This window comes from Burkholderia puraquae (assembly GCF_002099195.1).
GTDB lineage: Bacteria > Pseudomonadota > Gammaproteobacteria > Burkholderiales > Burkholderiaceae > Burkholderia > Burkholderia puraquae.
Map to the genome: position 1 here is coordinate 150,198 of NZ_NBYX01000013.1, position 16,968 is coordinate 167,165.

The window sequence follows — 16,968 nt, forward strand, 5'->3', positions numbered from 1 at the left end:
GCGCACGGCGTTCCGGCGGAACGTCACCAAAACAAAACCCCCGCGATGTGTGTGTCGCGGGGGTTTTTTACTGGACGGCCGGGCCGGGGTTACTTCGACGCGTTGACCATGTAGTCGACGGCGGCCTTCACGTCGGCGTCCGACGCGCTCGACCCGCCCTTCGGCGGCATCGCGCCCTTGCCATGCAGCGCGTAGTTGTAGACCGTATCCATCGAGTCCTTCAGGCGCGGTGCCCAGTCTTCCTTGCTGCCGAACTTCGGTGCGCCGAGCACGCCCGCCGCGTGGCAGGCCTGGCAGGTCGACGTGTACAGCGCCTTGCCGGCGGTGGCCGCATCGGCGCTGGCCGGGGCGGCCGCGGGCGTTTCACCGGCCTTCGGGATCGCGGCGATCGCGGCCTGTGCCGCGGCGACTTGCGCACTCGCGGCGTCGGCTGCGCCCGATGCGGCTGCGGCGCCGCTGGCGGCCGGTGCTGCGTTGGCGGCCGGCGCGGCCGGTTCGGGGAAGTTCGCGCCGTCGTTGTTCGCCATGTAGACGATCGCACGGGCGATTTCATAGTCGCTGACGTCGTCGGGGTTCGTGCCGCCGCGCGGCGGCATTGCGCCCTTGCCGGCGAGGGCCGTCTTCAGCAGCGTGTCGAAGCCTTGCGAGATGCGCGGCGCCCAGTCGTCCTTGTTGCCGAACTTCGGCGCGCCGGCGGCGCCCGTGCCGTGACAGGTCACGCAGACGGCCTTGTAGACTTCCTCGCCGGTCTTGTACGTGCGGGGCGCGTTGGCGTCCTTCACTTCGACCTTGGCGAGCGGGGCGACACGCGCGGCGACCTGTTCGTCGGACAGCGCGTCCGTGCCGGCGCCGTAACGGAACGCATGGTTCGCGTAGTTGGCGAACAGGACGATCAGGATGATCGGGATCGCAAACGACGCGACGATGACGGCAATCAGCTGCCCGGGAGTTTTGACGGGAGATTCGTGGGGTGCTTCGCTCATGCTTGCCTCGTCTCCGTGAATAGGAATTGTGAGCGCGGTGCAACGGCAAAATGGCAGTCCAATGAAGCCCGGTCGATTATAGACGGAACGTTTACATCACGGCGAGCGGCGCGATGGCGCGTGTTTACCCGCACGCAGCACGGCCCGGCGGGGATTCGTCGGGCAAGGTGGACGCGTCATGGGAAACCGGGTATCCTTGCCGTCTTGCCAATCGTGGGCGGCCTGTATATTGGGGTCGCTTCACTGTCACAGGCGCCCGTAGCTCAATGGATAGAGTACTGCCCTCCGAAGGCAGGGGTTGCTGGTTCGATCCCAGCCGGGCGCGCCAAAACATGCCAGTTCAGGCACTCCGCGGTTTCGCCGCTTCGTCGTTTTCCCGTTTGCAGTAATACCCGGCCGATTGGCGGGTTTCGATCGCGTGCGCATCCGATCCGGCTCAGTCGTTCGTCGATCCGGTTCGACGTGCGCGAAGCCCATCTGAAAGCACTGGTTGAAAGTGTCGACCCAAACGGGAAATAGCCGCGTCCCACCACAGGCGGCGATCACCGCATGAGCAAGTCCCCCCAAGTGCAGTTCATCAACGGGCCGGACGGCACACCGGCCTTCGTCGTGATTCCGTACGCCGACTATGTCGCGCAGCAGCGGGTCACGCCCGATCCTGTTCCGCATGAAGTCGTGACGCGCGCCGTGTTCGACGGCAGTTCGCCTGCGCGCGCTTGGCGCGAGTATCTCGGGCTGACGCGGGCCGAGGTCGCGCAGCGGATCGGCATCAGTCGTTCGGACTACGCGAAACGCGAGAAGCGCGAGAAACTGCGCAAGTCGGTGCGCAGGAAGATCGCGGCGGCGCTCGGCATCACGCTGGCGCAGCTCGATTTCTGACGCTCGGGCCAGCGAACGCGCCGGACGCGCCGGGTATCCCGAGCGCAGCCGGCGTGCCGGTGTCGTGTTGCCTCGCCGTTGTGCGAGAATCGCCCGCAACGACAACTCCAAGCGACGATCGCGGCGGCCGTCCGCGCATCGCGCCGACTCCCGATGGCTGCCATCCCGTCTACCTCGACCGCAGTCGATGCCCGCGCGCTGACCGATGCGCAGCAGGCGCTGCTCGCGCGTCTGCGCGCCTATTCCCCCGACGACCCGAACGTGCCGCTGCCCTACAGCCGGCGCCTTGCCGAAGCCGAAGGCTGGTCGCATGCGCATGCGCTGGCGGTGATCGACGAATACAAGCGCTTCGCGTTTCTCGCGCAAGTGGCCGGACACCCGGTCACGCCGTCGGTCGCGGTCGATGCCGCGTGGCATTTCCACCTGCAATACACGCTTGAATACTGGGACGTCTTCTGCGCCGGCGTGCTGCGCGCGCGGCTGCATCACATGCCCGGCACGGGCGCGCCGGACGAAGCAGCCGTGTACGCGCAACATTACCGCGACACGCTGGACAGCTATCGCCGGTTGTTCGGCTGCGAGCCGCCTGAGTCGATCTGGCCGCCGCCGCCCGGCTCGCGCGTCGCACCCGGATCGAAGCAGTTGGGGCCGTCGGCCTTGAACGGGGCGGGGCGCGCGGATTCGTCGGCTGCTCCATCGGCGGGCAGGAGCTGGCGCGACCGGCTGCCGAAGTTCGCATGGCCGGCCGCCGCCGCGAGCGTCGCCGCGACCTGCGCGTCGGCGCAGGACTTCAACGTGCTGAATTACACGGGGCCGCAGTTTCTCGCGTTCTATGTACCGGCGTGCGTGGTCGCGTTGTTGCTGATCGTCGTGCTTCAGGCGATCGAGTTCCGGCACCGCCGCTGGGGCGCACACACGCGCAAGGCGTCGGACGACCTGAGCACCGACGAAGTCGCCTATCTCACCGGCGGCGAGGCACGGGTCGCACAAGTCGTGACGATGTCGCTCGCGCATGCGGGCGCGGTCGACCTGCGGACGGTCCCCGGACAGGGCGGCTACGTGCAGATCGCCGACCTGGACCGAGCGGGCCGGCATGACGACCACTGCGCGTGGCTCAAGGAGCGGCCGTCCGGCACCGTGCGCTACGACGTGTTTCGCGAGCGGCTCGCCGGGTATGCGCAGGAGGTCGTCGACGGGATGCGTGCGCAAGGCTGGCTCTGGGCGCCCGGCGAGATGCGCGCGTCGCGACTGGCCGCGCGCGCGATCGTGCTGCTCATGCTGGGCACCGGTGCCGCGAAACTCGCGGTCGGCCTGAGCCGCGGGCGGCCCGTGCTGCTGCTTGCCGTCTGCATGGTGGTGTTCGCGGTCGCGTATCGGATCGTCACGCGGCGGCTGACCGGCTTCGGGCGCGGCGGGGCGACGGCGGCCGGGCGGGCCGCGCTGCTCGCGCGCCGGATCTCGCACGATCCGCGGGCCGCGCGAAATCCGCAATCTGCGCCCGATACGCAGGCAGCGCAACAGGCGCAGGACCACGAACGCGGCGATCCGGATCCGTTGCTGTGGACTGCCGCGCTGTTCGGCACGGCCGCGCTGGCCGGCACCGCATGGTCGGTGTATTCGCAAACCGTGCAGACCGCGTCGCGGATGTCGACGCTCGCCGCCGCGAAAGCCGGCAGCGGCGGTTCGTTCGATGCGTCGGACAGCAGTTGCTCGTCGTCGAGCTGCAGTTCGTCGAGTTCGTGCAGTTCCAGCTCGTGCAGTTCGAGCAGTTGCGGCGGGTGTTCGTCGAGTAATTGAGCGCGTACGGTTCGGCGCGGGGGAGCGAGGGTGGGCAACACGCCGCCCGAATGTCACGATGAAAAGTCGCACGCCAACACTCGATCGCCGAATGATTCGCGCGCCAGCGATGGGCCGCTGACGGCAAGTCAACGTCGACGTCTGGCGCACTCAAGCGGGCGGACGCGGGGCCGCACCAAACCCCATCGCCGGAACAGAAGCCAGAACGCCGTTCTTCTCCGTCGTCGGTTGCCGTCGCCGGCTTCCTATACTGCATCGTCCAAGCTCGCGGCCGATGTGCTGCGACGTTTCCCACCGCCGTATCGAGCGGCCCGGCATCGAGCCGCCGCGCCGGCACACTTGCGACCGCGAATGAACGTTACGACTTCCGACGATTGTATTGGCGTGCTGTCCGACCATGCGTGGGCGAAGCATTTCATCGTACTGGGCTACCGGGATGGAGCCTTTTCGGCGATTCCGAACAATTTCTTCCGCAACTGGGTCGATGAAGAAGCGCCGGTCGGTACGTTTCATATCGGCCGGTGCTCGTCGATCGGTGTGGGCTCGATCGCAAAGTACGACCTGGGCCATCAGAAACTCGTGATCGGCAAGCACGTGGCCGGCGGACTGCGCCTGCGATTCCTGTTGAACGGCCAGCACGAGATGCGCACGATTTCGACGAGCATGTTCAGCATCTACGGTAACGGCCTCATCCATGCGCCGATGCCGCAATACGCGGACACCGTGATCCACAACGACGTCTGGATCGGCGACGAAGCGCTGTTTCTCGGCGGCAGCCAGATCGAGAGCGGCTGCGTAATCGGCGCGCGGGCCGTCATTCCGCCCAATTTCCGCACCGAGGCGTACGGAATCTATGCCGGTTCGCCGGCCCGTCTGGTGCGCTTCCGCTTCACGGAGAAAGTGCGCGAACGGCTGCTGCAGCTCGCGTGGTGGGATATGCCGCTCGACTGGATCAAGCAGCACAACGACGCATTTCTGGTCGACCTCACCGCCGACGAAGGGCGGGCGCTCGACACGCTCGAAGCGCTCCAGGAGGCCAAGGACCGTTCCGTCAGCCAGTCCGGCCAATCGGCCACCGTAGCGACGCCCGCCTGACCGCCCGTTCGCGCCGCGCTCCGCGCAGCACCGAATGACATGACACCTGCTTTCGACGAACCCACATCGGTTCAACACGCCGCGACCCTGTGCCAGAACGGGCAGTTTGCCGATGCACTGTCGCTCGTCGCGCCGCTGCTCGACCGGCCGGCACCGGCCGTCGCGGCGCTGCACATCGCGGCTGTCTGCGCGCTCGGCCTGAACCGGCTGGCCGACGCGGAGGCGTGGTGGCGGCGCGCGATCGACGCGATGCCGGCATTCGAGCCGCCGTACGACGGCCTCGGCGCGCTGCTCGTGTCGCAAGGGCGCCTGTCCGACGCCGAGGCGCTCCTGCGCCGGCAGCTCGCGTCCGTCACGCCGTTGCGGGCGTCGCATCATCACCGGTTCGGCAAGGTGCTCGAAGCGCTCGGCCGGCTCGACGAAGCCGAACAGGCGCTCGGGCAGGCGCTGCTGATCGAGCCGCAGTCGGCCGAGGTGCTGACCGATCTCGGCAACCTGTTGCGCATCCTCGGCAGGCAGGCCGAGGCGGAACTCGCATACCGGCTCGCGATCGCCGTGCGCGCCGACTACGTGCTCGCGCACGCCAATCTCGGTGCGATCCTCGTCGACATGCAGCGGCTGCCGGAAGCGGAAGCCGCCAGCCGCCAGACGCTCGCGCTGTGCCCGGATCACGCGGAGGCGCATTACAACCTCGGCGTCGCGCTGCAGAATCTCGATCGCCTGCCGGAAGCGGAAGCGGCCTATCGCGACGCGATACGTTGCCGCCCCGGCCTGCCGCAGCCGCACAACAATCTCGGTTGCGTGCTGCGCGCGCAGGGCCGCCACGACGAAGCGATGGCCGTCTTCGCCGATGCGCTGTCGCTCGCACCGGACATGGCCGAAGTGCACTACAACCTTGGCACCACGTTCGCGCATGCCGGCCGCCACGACGACGCCGAACGCGCGTACCGCCGCGCGCTCGAGCTGCGTGCGGACTATGGCGACGCGCGTTTCGGCCTGGCGACGCTGCTGCTCGGCCTTGGTCGGTTCGACGAAGGCTGGCGGCGCTACGAGTCGCGCTACGAGCAATCGGCTTTCGTGCATCGCCGGACCCGCGAGGTGTTGCTGTGCGCGCAATGGCAGGGCGAGCCGCTCGCTGGCAAGACGCTGCTCGTCTGGCAGGAAGATGGCCTGGGCGACATGCTGCAGTTCAGCCGCTATTTCGCGGAATTCAGGGCGCGGCACGCGGCGCGCGTGGTGTTCGCGTGCCAGCCCGCGCTGCATCGGCTGATGGAGACGGTCGACGGCGTCGACGTGGTGCTCGATCATGAGGCGGCGACCGCACAGGCGGCGCAGTTCGATTACTGGACGAGCCTGTTGAGCGCACCGATGCACGCGGGCACGACGCTCGACACGATTCCGCCTCCGGTGCGGCTCGCGCCCGATCCGGCTCGCGTCGCGCACTGGCGCGCGCGTCTCGATGCGCTGCCGGCCGGCCCGCGCGTCGGCCTCGTGTGGAAAGGCAACCCGAAGCATCACAACGATGCGCACCGCTCGCTGCCGTCGCTCGCGTTGCTGACGCCGCTATGGAGCGTGCCGGGCGTGAATTTCGTGAGCCTGCAGAAGGGGCAGGGCGAGGACGAGGCGCGTCGGCCGCCGGGCGGCCTGCCGTTGCTGCACCTGGGCTCGGAGCTCGACGATTTCGCGGATACGGCCGCGATCGTCGCGCAACTCGATCTCGTCGTGTGCGTTGATACGTCGATCGCGCATCTGGCCGCATCGCTCGGCAAGCCTTGCTGGGTGTTGCTGCCGAATCAGGACGTGGACTGGCGCTGGATGCACGACCGCGACGATTCGCCGTGGTATCCGGGCACGGTGCGGTTGTTCCGCAGAGGACGCGACGACAACTGGATCCAGGTGGCGGAGCGCCTGCGCGAGGCGTTTGCCGCGTATTTCGCGGCCGGTCGCATGACGGCGGACGAGACTGTACATACCGCCTGAAGTGACGGCGCGCGCCGCGTGCGCATGACAGCGCGTCATACTGCGGGAAGCGCGGCAATGGCAACGCCGCCCCTGCTTTTCAGATCAATCGAGGCCCTCGTGGAAAACATTGTCATCGTCGGCTCGTCCGGTCACGCAAAGGTTGTGATCGACATCGTCGAACAGGCCGGCCGGTACCGGATCGCCGGGCTGATCGATTCGTTCCGGTCACGCGGCGAGGAGACGCTCGGCTATCCGGTGCTGGGCACCGAGCAGGACCTGCCGCATCTGATCGACTTGCACGGGGTCGCCGGGCTGCTGGTTGCGATCGGCGACAACCACGCACGCGAGAAAGTGACGACCGATCTCGCGGCCCTCGTGCCCGGCTTGCCATTTGTGTCGGCGGTGCATCCGGCCGCGTGCGTCGGCAAAGCGTCGACGATCGGCGCGGGCACGGTCGTGATGGCCGGCGCGGTGATCAATCCGTGCTGCACGATCGGCAGCGGATGCATCGTCAACACGAATGCGTCGCTCGACCACGATGGCGTGATGGCGGATTTCTCGAGTCTCGCGCCGGGCGTGGTCACCGGCGGAAACTGCCGGATCGGCCATGGCGCGGCGATCGGCCTCGGCGCGATGCTGCGGCACCGGATCGCGGTGGGCGAGCACAGCGTCGTCGGGGTGGGCTCGGTCGTATTGCACGACATCGAGCCGTACACGGTCGCGTACGGCAATCCGGCCCGCCGGGTCCGCGCGCGCGCGGCCGGCGAGCGTTACCTGTAGACGTCGCGCGTCAGCGCGCGATCAGCTCGACGATACGGCGGACCATGTCGTCGGTGAGTGCCGGGTAGATCGGCAGGCACAGCACCTTGCGCGCGGCTTCGGTGGCGACCGGCAGGTTGTCGCGGTTGGCGGACGGCAGCCCACGGTACATCGGGAATTCCGAAATCAGCGGATGGAAGTAGCGGCGCGCATACACGTCGAAGCTGCGCAGCTTCTGGTACAGCGCATCGCGGTCGATCGGATAGTCTTCGTCGACGAGGATCGCGAAATACGCGTGGTTCGCGACGGTCTGGTCGCCGAGCGGCACGCAGCGGATGCCGCGCACGTCGCTCAGCAGCGTGCGGTACAGCGTGTCGATTTCGCAGCGGCGCGCGAGTGCGCCGTCGATGTGCTGCAACTGCAGCATCCCGAAGGCGGCATTGATCTCGCTCATCTTGCCGTTGATGCCGGGCGCGACGACCGTGACTTCGTCGACGAAGCCGAAGTTCTTCAGGTGGTCGATCCGCTGCTTGGTCTTCGCGTCCGGGCAGATGATCGCACCGCCTTCGAACGTGTTGAACACCTTCGTCGCGTGGAAGCTCAGCACCGACAGGTCGCCGTGGGTGAGCACGCTGCCGCCGGCGTTCTGCACGCCGAACGCATGCGCGGCGTCATAGATGACGCGCAGGTTGTAGTTGTCGGCGATCTTCTGGATCGCGTCGACGTCGCACGGATTGCCGTAGCAGTGCACGGGCATGATCGCGGTGGTCTGCGGCGTGATCGCCGCCTCGATGCGCGCGGGGTCCAGGTTGAGCGTGCCGGGCGTGACGTCGACGAATACAGGCTTGATGCCGTTCCACAGCAGCGAATGCGCGGTGGCGACGAACGAATACGGCGTCGTGATCACTTCGCCGTTGATGCGCAGCGCCTGCAGCGCGGTGACGAGTGCGAGGGTGCCGTTCGCGAACAGCGACAGATGCGGCACGCCGAGATACTCGCACAGCGCGCGCTCGAACTGCTGGTGGAACGGGCCGCCGTTGGTCAGCGTGCGGCTCTCCCAGATCTTCTCGAGGTACGGCAGGAATTCATCGAGCGGCGGCAGGTGCGGCTGCGTGACATAGATGCGTTCGTGCGGCAGTTGCGCGACGGACGACGCGGGCAGGCTGGCGGTCATGATGGTCTCTCTCGATCTTGACGTGAGGTTCAGGCCTTGGCCGCGGCCTGTGCGGTAGCCATGTCGTCGAATAGCGGCGTGTCGAATGCGGTGGCAGGCTCTCCCGCGCACCAGCGAGTCCACATCGTGCGCAGCGCCGACGACAGCCCGGCCGCGACGACAGCCGGCCGGAACGCGGCGGATTCCCCGCAGCGCGCTCGCAGGCCGGCGCGAAGCGCCTGCAACGCGGCGGTGTCGCGGCTGAGCGCCAGCGCCTTCGCGACGAAATCGTCCTCGTCCGTCGCGATGTACGCGTCGAGCCCGACGTGCTGCAGCCAGCCCGCGCTCCCGCGCCCGGCCATCGTCGCGCCGGGGATCGTCACGGTAGGCACGCCCATCCACAGCGCATTCAGCGTAGTCGTCGAACCGGTGTACGGGAACGCGTCGAGACAGAGGTCGACGCCGTGATGTTGCTGCATGTAGACGGGGATGTTCGAGCGCCGGTGGAACGTCAGGCGGCTGGCATCGATGCCGGAGGCTGCGAACCATTCGGTCAGCGTCTGCTGGTCGCCGTTGCTGCCGATCGCGCCGAGCGCCATGCGAGCGGTCGGGGCCGCGTGCAGCACGCGCGCCCAGACCTCGATCACGTGCGGGCTCAGCTTGTTCAGGCGGTTGAAGCTGGCGTACGTCGTATAGCCGTTGTGCAGCGCCGGCAGCACGTTGACGGGCGGACAGTTCGGCGGCGGCATGAACGGTGCGATCGCGGGCAGCCGCACGATCTGCTCGACGAACTGGTCGTCGAATGCGCCGTGCGGCGCGACGAAACGGTCCGTCAGGTAGTAGTCCATCTGACTGAGGCCGGTCGTGGCCGGATAGCCGATCCACGACGCCTGAACCGGCGCCGCGCGCTGCGCCAGTGCGACGAGCCGGTTGCGGCCGGTATGGCCCGACAGGTCGATCACGATGTCGATGCCGTCGTTGCGTACGCGTTCGAGGAAGGCCTGGTCGCTCATGCCGGTGACGTTGCGCCAGGTCGTGGCGTGGGCCTTGAAGCGATCGGTCGTGTGATCTTCCTCGAAGTGATTGTGATAGAAGTGCATCGCAATGCCGGGATCGGTCGCGAGATGCTCGATCACGGGCACCGCGTAGGAGGCGACCGCGTGGCTGAACAGGTCGCCCGACACGAAGCCGACCTGCAGCTTGCGCGCCGGGTCGCGCGGGTTCGAGAACACGGCCGCGCGCTTGCGCTTGTGGTTGTCGTAACGCTGGCCGAACTTGCGGTGTTCCTCAACGAGCGTTTGCGGACCGAAGTCGCTGCTGTGCGCGATACAGAACAGCATGCTGCTGTGGGTGACGCTGTCGGTCGGGTTGATTTCGATCGCGCGTTTCAGCCAGCCTATCGCTTCCTGTGTTGCTCCCAGCTCGAGCAGCACGAAGCCGAGCGTGCCGCATGGCGCGGCGACGCCGGGTGCGAGCTCGACCGCGCGTCGGCAGGCTGCGATCGCTTCATCCGTGCGGCGCAGCGCGAGTAGCACGAGACCGCAAATCCGCATTGCCTCCGGGTGATCGGGCTGAAGCTGGAGCAGGCGCTTGCACTGCTCGTCGGCTTCCGCGAGACGGTTCATCACCCGCAGCGTATCGGCGAGCAGGATGCGCACGAGCACTTCATCCGGCAGCAATTCGACCGTGCGAAAGCCGGCCTCGATCATCTCCGCGAAGCGGCCTTCCCGGTGATGCGATGCGGACAGCGCGCGCCAGCATGCGCCGTCTTCCGGGTAGTCGGCGACCAGTTGCCGCGCAAGCGCGGTGGCTTCAGCGTGCTTGTTCTTGTCGAACAGCGCCGCATGCTTTTGCAGCAGAGCCTGATTGGGGCGACGGACAGGCTTGCCGGAGTCGCTCTGCCCGGCCGGGCCGGCTGCGGTTTCCAGGACGATCGCCGTGTCGATGCCGCTCGGGGCGACCGCTGCAGTCGCGAGCACGATGTCGGGCGACGCCAGTTGCGCGATCAGCCCGTTGAGCGCCGGGCCGTGCACGCCGCGCTGCTGCGCGATTTCGACCGCGATCCACGCGGCGGCCGTTTGCCCGCTGCGATGCAGCGCGTGAATGTAGCTGACCCAGTAGTAGCCGTTGTCCGGACTTGCGCCGATGGCGGCTTCGAAATGCGGCACCGCGTCAGCCGATTGGTCTGTATCGACCATCAGCACCGCGAGGTTGTAGTGTGCATCTGCATGCGTGGGCACCGCGTCGAGGATGGCCTCGTACAGCGCCCGGGCGTCGTCGAACGCGCCGCTGCGCTGGCGCTCGAGCGCGTTGTCCATGACGAGCGCAATGTCCTGCGCAAGCTGCTGTTCAGGCGTGAGCGCGGTGGAAGCGGGCAGTTCGGTCGAGAACATGATGAAATCTGCGGAAAGTCGGTCGATACCATTATGGGTAGCGTGCCGCCGCGCCGATGCCGCGAGGTGACGGGAAAAGCCGGGTTAGTTTGGCCGATTGAACGGTCGGCCGAAGCAGGGGAGGCGCGGTTGGTGGCATCCCAAAAAAAACGCCCGCACGAGGCGGGCGGAGGCGAACGAGCACGCCCTCACATCAGCGTGTAGTTCTTGTTGTCAGGTTGGTGCGCTGGCGCTGGCGCCGGCAGTGGCGCGGCGCCAGGCGCGCGTCAGCGGCTCGCGACGCTCTGGTACTGGCCGACGGCCTGCACGCGGCCCATCGCCGCCTGGTATGCGTCGGTCAGCTCCTGCTGCGCGCGTTGCGCGTCGGCGAAGATGCGTTCGTTGCTGGCCTGGATCCGGCGGATCGCGGCGATGCCGGCCGGCGGCTGGTCGGCCGCGAGCGACGCGACGAGCGGCTCGCGTATGTCGACGAGGCGGGCCGCCTCGATCCAGTCGGCCATCGTGGCCGCATGCTCGATCGCGTCGGTGAGCGCGTCGAGCTGGGCGATCAGTTCGGTCTGTTGCATCGTGGCTCTCCTGTCGGCTGCCGGTTAGCCCTTGTTGTTCGACAGCGCGCCGGCGCTGTTCGTGCCGCCGAACAGTTGCGTCAGGTACTGCGAGTTGCTGTTCATCGTCGCCATCAGCGAGTTGAGCGCGGTGAACTGCGCTTGGTACTGGCTGGTCAGCTGCGCCGCGTAGTTCGATAGGTTCGTCTGCTGCGTGGTGACGCTCTTCAGGTCGTTGTTGAGCGCCGTCGTGCGGGCAGAGATCAGCCCGTTCGTCTGCGTGTAGTTTGTGATGTCGGCCGTCAGCTGCTGGCCGATCCCGTTCGTCGAATTGAACAACGACGCGACGCCCGTCGGGTTGCTCTGCAGCGCGGTGTTGAGCGCCGTATTGTCGACCTGCAACGTGCCGTCGGCCTGCAGCGTGACGCCGATCGACGCGAGGTTGACCGTCGAGCCGCTGCCTTTCACGCCGCTCGCGACGACCGATGCGAGCGCGTTGCGAATCGTGTTCAGCGTCGAGTCGCCGAGCAGCGGGCCTTGCGACGACGCGCCGGACGTGAAGCTCGACAGCGAGCCCATCGTCGTGACGAGCGTGTTGTAGAGCGTCACGAAGTTGTTGATTGCGGAGGCCTGGCTCTTCGTGTCGGTGGCGACCGTCAGCGTTTGCGTCGAGCCGACTGCGGCCGAGGTCAGGTTCAGCGTGACGCCGGTGATCGCGCTCGACACGGTGTTGCTTGCGCTCGTCGCGGCGATGCCGTTGATCGTGAACGTGGCGTCCTGCGCAGCCGTGCTCTGCTTCCAGGCGGCGCTGCCGTTCGCGGACGTAAAGGTCGACTGGCCGCCCGTCGTGCTGGCCGTCGACGTGACGCCGAGGCTGGACAGGCCGTTGTCGCCGGACACGTTGCTGACCGCGACGCTGATCGCGTTCGCCGCGCCGGTCGGCGTCGAGCTGAGCACGAGGTGCGCGCCGTCGCTGCCGTTGACGACCGACGCGACGATGCCCGGGTTGCCGGTCGTGTTGTTGATCGCGGCGGCGATGCCGGACAGCGTGTTGTTGGCGCCGTTCACGTCGACCGTGAACGACTTGCTGCCGAGCGACAGCGTCATCGTGCCGGTGCCGAGCGCCGTCGACGCGCCGAACGCGGCCGACGACAACGATTGCGACGTCGCGATCTGCGTGACGCCGACCGAATAGCTGCCGGCGACGGCGCCGGCACCCGCGGTCGCGGTCAGGCCGGTGCCGCTCGCGGTGGCGGTGAAGGTGTTCTGCAGCGAGCCGTTCGACAGCGTCGTGACGCCGGCCTGGAGTGCGCTCAGCGCCGCCGAAAGGGCGCCGTACGCGGAAATCTGGGTGTTGTCGCTGGTCTGCTGCGCGGTGAGCGCCGCGGCCTGACCGGCGGTCTTCGCATTGACGAGTGCCGTCACGAGCGAGTTGACGTCCATCGACGAGTTGCCGGTCGAACCGCTGATGATCGATTGGGCAGCTTGCTGCAGCGCGCTGTTGGCCGAGTTGTTGGCGGCGGTGACGGCGGGATTGATCGTCGACATCGTAGTGCTCCGTGCGGCGGGTGATCCGTGAAATGCGGGGTGAAGACCTGGCAGCGGGGCGAAGCCCCGCGTGCCAAGCGCTTGCGGCCGGGCCGCGCGTTACGCGGGGCCCGGCCGTGGGTTGCTACGCGATTACTGCAGGAGCTTCAGGACCTGCTGCGGCAGCGAGTTTGCCTGTGCGAGCACCGAGATGCCAGCTTGTTGCAGCACCTGGTTCTTCGACATGTTCGCGGTCTCCTGCGCGAAGTTCGCGTCGGTGATCTGCGACTGTGCCGACGACAGGTCGGTCGATTCTGCCTGCTGCGCCGTTGCGATTGCCGTGAAACGGTTTTGTGCCGCGCCCAGTTGTGCCTGGACGTTGTTCACCGTTTGCAGCGCGTTGTCGATCGACACCATCGCGACGTTCGCACCGCTGACGGTGCTGATGTCGAGGCCCGACACGGTTGCCGGCTTGTTGACGGCGTTGATCTGCGCGACGGCGTTCGTGATCGCGGTGAGCGACGCTGCCGACATGCTCGAGCTGGTTGCGCTCGTTTGGATCGACAGCGCGCCGACTGCCGTGCCCGTGCCGGTCGTTGCGCTTGCGCCGAACACAGACTGGGCAACGGTTTGCGTGATGGCACCGCCGTTCTGGTCGGTGAACGTGTAGCCACCTTGACCGTCCGACAGCACGTTGATCGCGGTAATCGCTGCGCCCGACGACGTGTACGCGCCGGCGTTGTCGAGGCTCAGGCCCGTCACCGTGCCAACCGTCTGGCCCTTCTGCACCAGGCCGCCGCCGATCTTCGCAGCCGACATGCTTTGGCTCAGGTCCAGCGAGATCGTCTGGCCGACGTTTGCGCCAACCTGGAACGACACGATGCCTGCGTTGCCGTTCAGGATGTTCGTGCCGTTGTACGTCGTTTGCGACGCGATACGGTTCACTTCCTGGATCTGTTGTGCAACTTCCTGTTGCAGTGCTGCCTGGTCGGTCGAGGACATCGTGCCCGTCGACGCCTGAACGGCCAGCTGGCGGATACGCTGCAGGCTGTTCGTCAGCGACGACAGTGCGCTCGATGCCGTTTGAATCATCGACACGCCGTCGTTCGCGTTCGACACGCCCTGGTTCAGACCGTTGATCTGGGTCTGCATCCGGGTCGAGATCGCGAGGCCTGCTGCGTCGTCTGCTGCGCTGTTGATGCGCTTGCCCGACGACAGGCGGGTGATTGCCTGCGACAGGGCGTTCTGCGAGCCGTTGAGGTTCTGCTGTGCAACCAGCGAGTTGATGTTGCTGTTAATTCCGAGCATGGAAAATCTCCTGTTTAAGCCGAAAGCCCTGGAAAGCCGTTTTGGCGTCGGCGGAAGCACTCGTTCATTGCTGGCCGCCTCAGAGCAGGATTTCGGCGCACCAAAACAAAACTTGAGGGGTGCGTTGAGATTCGGCCCGATTTTTTATCCTTCTTTGTCATTTCGGACGGGCTCCGGCGCGACTTCAGATGGATGGCCCAGAGAGCGGCCCAACCACGCAGTCGTTCGCCTGTGCATACGCGATCGACAAAAGGGTGGTTTTGTCTGTGATTCTCTGCTATGATGGCGGGCTGAATTGAGATTTCTGTCAAGGCTCTGCCGTTTTCGGCATGTCTGCTGGCAGTCAAACGCGGCGCTGCACGCGGCTTGTGAAGCGTACTCGCGGTGCTTTCCGCCTCTCTTTTCCGGCCTCCGAGGCCGTATTTCCGCTCGTTTCGCCTGTTTGTGGGGACGCTCGGATGGCCGGTGCGTGGCGCTTGGCCGCTACGTTTTTGACCGTTTAAGCAATTTAGGAACGACATGACGACGATTCTTCTGAAAGAAAACGAGCCGTTCGAAGTGGCGATTCGCCGCTTTCGCCGCGCTATCGAAAAAAATGGCCTGATCGCTGAACTGCGCGAACGCCAGTCCTACGAAAAGCCGACCGCAGTCCGCAAGCGCAAGAAGGCAGCAGCCGTCAAGCGCCTGCACAAGCGCCTGCGCAGCCAGATGCTGCCGAAGAAGCTCCACTAAGAGCGTCTGACGGTTCGCCGCGAAACGGCGGAGCGTGCTTCGAAAGAAGCCGCTCCGCCGTTTTGCTTTTGGGGTTCGGGAAAATCCCGAGGCCGTGGCGGCTCCAGTGCGCCCCGCGCCGTCAACCCGCCTTGCGCCGGCGTGCCGGCTGCTTGCCGCCGAGCGTCGCGCATTGCGCGTGGCACGGGCAGCCAACCTCGTGATCGTTGACCATGCCGGTGGCCTGCATCAGCGCATAGCAGATCGTCGAACCGACGAACTTGCAGCCGTACGACTTCAGCGCCTTGCTGAGCGCGTCGGACTGTTCGGTCGACGCGGGCGCGTCGCGGTACGACTGCCACGCGTTCTGGACCGGCGTGTCGCCGACGAACGACCACAGGAACGCGGCGAGCGACCCGTGCTCTTCGCGGATGCGCTGCACGGCGCGCGCATTGGTGACGGCGGATTCGACCTTCGCACGGTTGCGTACGATGCCGGGATTCTCCAGCAGCTTCTCGATGCGCTTCGGCGTGAAGCGCGCGACGGCATCGACGTCGAAATCCGCAAAGGCGTCGCGATAGCCCGCACGCTTGTTCAGGATCGTCGACCATGACAGCCCGGCCTGCGCCCCTTCCAGGATCAGCATTTCGAACAGGTGGCGATCGTCGTGCGACGGCACGCCCCACTCGGTATCGTGATAGTGAGCATCCGCTTCCGTCTTCACCCAGTTGCACCGCTGCGACATCGTCTGCCTCGCTTTCCGTATCGATTCGATCGCGTCAGCATAGCGGAAGCGCTTTTCACGGAACAGCCGGCCGAACGGCAGATGGGCGCGCGGCGCCGATCCGGTTAAGCTTGGCGCCTGTTCGAATCAGCGGGATGAAGGCATGGCGGCATTACTTTTTGCGATCGGCATCGACGGCGGCGGCACGGGCACGCGCGCGGTGCTGGCCGACCGGCACGGGCGCGAGCTCGCGCAGGGGCGCGGCGGCCCGTCGGGGCTCGGGCTCGGCATCGAGCGCGCGTGGGCATCGATCGGCGCGGCCTGCGCGGACGCGTTCACACAGGCCGGTCTCGCATTCGACTGGTCGCAGTGCGCGCTCGGCTGCGGGCTTGCGGGCGTCAACAATGCGGCGTGGCTGGCCGCGTTCCGCGCGCAGGCGCCGCTCGGCGCGCTGGCGGTCGAGAGCGATGCGTATACGACCGTCGTCGGCGCCCACGGCGGCGCGCCGGGGCTCATCGTCGCGCTCGGCACCGGCAGCATCGCGGCGGCGCTCGATGCGGCCGGCGCCTGCCGGATCGCGGGCGGCTTCGGCTTTCCGTCCGGTGACGAGGCGAGCGGCGCATGGCTCGGCGTGCGCGCGCTCGCGTATGCGCAGCAGGCGCTCGACGGCCGTGTGCCGCGCGATGCGTTCGCCAATGCGCTGCTCGCGGAAACGGGCGCACAGGATCGCGACGCGCTCGTCCAGTGGTCGTGCGACGCGAACCAGACGATCTATGCGCGGCTTGCGCCGATCGTGCTCGCGCACCGTTCGCATCCGGTCGCGGGCACGCTGATCGCACAGGCGGGTGACGAGATCGGCAAGATGATCGACGCGCTCGATCCGCAGCAGGCGCTGCCGGTCGCGCTGTGCGGCGGATTGGCGGACGCACTTGCCCCGGCCGTGCCGGCGCGCCATGCAGCCCGGCTGCGCGCGCCGCTCGACGATTCGGCACACGGTGCGCTGCGGCTCGCGCTGCAGGCACTGCGGGCGGCGGAAGGGAACTGATGGCGTTTCAAGGGTGGTTGAAGGCGCACCGAAAGCGGGCTGCTGGCGGCGATCGACCGGGAACCGTCCGGCGGGCAACCGGGCACG

The 16,968-nt window shown here is 67.0% G+C and carries 14 protein-coding genes and 1 tRNA gene; 8 read left to right on the forward strand and 7 right to left on the reverse strand.

Annotated features, from left to right (window positions below; all coding sequences use genetic code 11):
* Positions 1-89: 89 nt before the first annotated feature.
* A complete protein-coding gene (locus B7G54_RS23970) occupies positions 90-983 on the reverse strand; it encodes a c-type cytochrome (protein ID WP_085041324.1) in 894 nt (297 codons plus the stop codon).
* A gap of 252 nt (positions 984-1,235) precedes the next feature.
* On the opposite strand from B7G54_RS23970, the gene B7G54_RS23975 reads away from it, so the two are divergent.
* The 6 genes from B7G54_RS23975 (at position 1,236) to B7G54_RS24000 (ending at position 7,496) form a co-directional block, all read left to right on the forward strand.
* A tRNA-Arg gene (locus B7G54_RS23975) sits at positions 1,236-1,311 on the forward strand.
* A gap of 221 nt (positions 1,312-1,532) precedes the next feature.
* Positions 1,533-1,862 carry a helix-turn-helix domain-containing protein gene (locus tag B7G54_RS23980; RefSeq protein WP_085041325.1) on the forward strand — a complete coding sequence of 110 codons (330 nt, stop codon included), beginning with the start codon at positions 1,533-1,535 and terminating at the stop codon, positions 1,860-1,862.
* Positions 1,863-2,015: 153 nt separating this feature from the next.
* Positions 2,016-3,659 carry a TIGR04222 domain-containing membrane protein gene (locus tag B7G54_RS23985; protein ID WP_085041326.1) on the forward strand — a complete coding sequence of 548 codons (1,644 nt, stop codon included), beginning with the start codon at positions 2,016-2,018 and terminating at the stop codon, positions 3,657-3,659.
* A 351-nt stretch (positions 3,660-4,010) separates the two neighbouring features.
* The gene (locus tag B7G54_RS23990; RefSeq protein ID WP_085041327.1) at positions 4,011-4,754 is read left to right on the forward strand and encodes an LbetaH domain-containing protein; all 744 of its coding nucleotides are present in this window, start codon (positions 4,011-4,013) and stop codon (positions 4,752-4,754) included.
* A gap of 39 nt (positions 4,755-4,793) precedes the next feature.
* Positions 4,794-6,734 (forward strand): tetratricopeptide repeat protein, encoded by a 1,941-nt coding sequence (locus B7G54_RS23995; RefSeq protein ID WP_085041328.1) that lies wholly within the window; start codon positions 4,794-4,796, stop codon positions 6,732-6,734.
* 57 nt (positions 6,735-6,791) lie between these two features.
* On the forward strand, positions 6,792-7,496 hold the full coding sequence (locus tag B7G54_RS24000; RefSeq protein ID WP_244289404.1) for an acetyltransferase: 705 nt from the start codon (positions 6,792-6,794) through the stop codon (positions 7,494-7,496).
* 10 nt (positions 7,497-7,506) lie between these two features.
* Here the strand turns inward: B7G54_RS24000 and vioA are convergent, their stop codons facing one another.
* From vioA to B7G54_RS24025, 5 genes are all read right to left on the reverse strand, one after another.
* Positions 7,507-8,649 (reverse strand): dTDP-4-amino-4,6-dideoxy-D-glucose aminotransferase VioA, encoded by a 1,143-nt coding sequence (gene vioA / locus B7G54_RS24005; RefSeq protein ID WP_085041330.1) that lies wholly within the window; start codon positions 8,647-8,649, stop codon positions 7,507-7,509.
* Positions 8,650-8,678: 29 nt separating this feature from the next.
* Entirely contained in the window at positions 8,679-11,021 is a 2,343-nt protein-coding gene (locus B7G54_RS24010) for a tetratricopeptide repeat protein (RefSeq protein ID WP_085041331.1), read from the reverse strand.
* A 266-nt stretch (positions 11,022-11,287) separates the two neighbouring features.
* On the reverse strand, positions 11,288-11,587 hold the full coding sequence (fliT, locus tag B7G54_RS24015) for a flagellar protein FliT (protein ID WP_085041332.1): 300 nt from the start codon (positions 11,585-11,587) through the stop codon (positions 11,288-11,290).
* 24 nt (positions 11,588-11,611) lie between these two features.
* On the reverse strand, positions 11,612-13,114 hold the full coding sequence (fliD, locus tag B7G54_RS24020) for a flagellar filament capping protein FliD (RefSeq protein WP_085041333.1): 1,503 nt from the start codon (positions 13,112-13,114) through the stop codon (positions 11,612-11,614).
* Positions 13,115-13,246: 132 nt separating this feature from the next.
* Entirely contained in the window at positions 13,247-14,401 is a 1,155-nt protein-coding gene (locus B7G54_RS24025) for a flagellin (protein ID WP_085041334.1), read from the reverse strand.
* 519 nt (positions 14,402-14,920) lie between these two features.
* Here B7G54_RS24025 and rpsU point away from each other — a divergent pair.
* Complete coding sequence (gene rpsU, locus B7G54_RS24030; protein WP_006401410.1) at positions 14,921-15,133, forward strand: 30S ribosomal protein S21; 213 nt, start codon at positions 14,921-14,923, stop codon at positions 15,131-15,133.
* Positions 15,134-15,254: 121 nt separating this feature from the next.
* On the opposite strand, the gene B7G54_RS24035 is transcribed toward rpsU, so the two are convergent.
* Positions 15,255-15,857: a DNA-3-methyladenine glycosylase I gene (locus B7G54_RS24035; protein ID WP_085041335.1), complete on the reverse strand. Its 603-nt coding sequence runs from the start codon at positions 15,855-15,857 to the stop codon at positions 15,255-15,257.
* A 142-nt stretch (positions 15,858-15,999) separates the two neighbouring features.
* On the opposite strand from B7G54_RS24035, the gene B7G54_RS24040 reads away from it, so the two are divergent.
* Positions 16,000-16,881 carry a glucosamine kinase nucleotide-binding domain-containing protein gene (locus B7G54_RS24040; RefSeq protein ID WP_085041336.1) on the forward strand — a complete coding sequence of 294 codons (882 nt, stop codon included), beginning with the start codon at positions 16,000-16,002 and terminating at the stop codon, positions 16,879-16,881.
* Positions 16,882-16,968 lie beyond the last annotated feature (87 nt).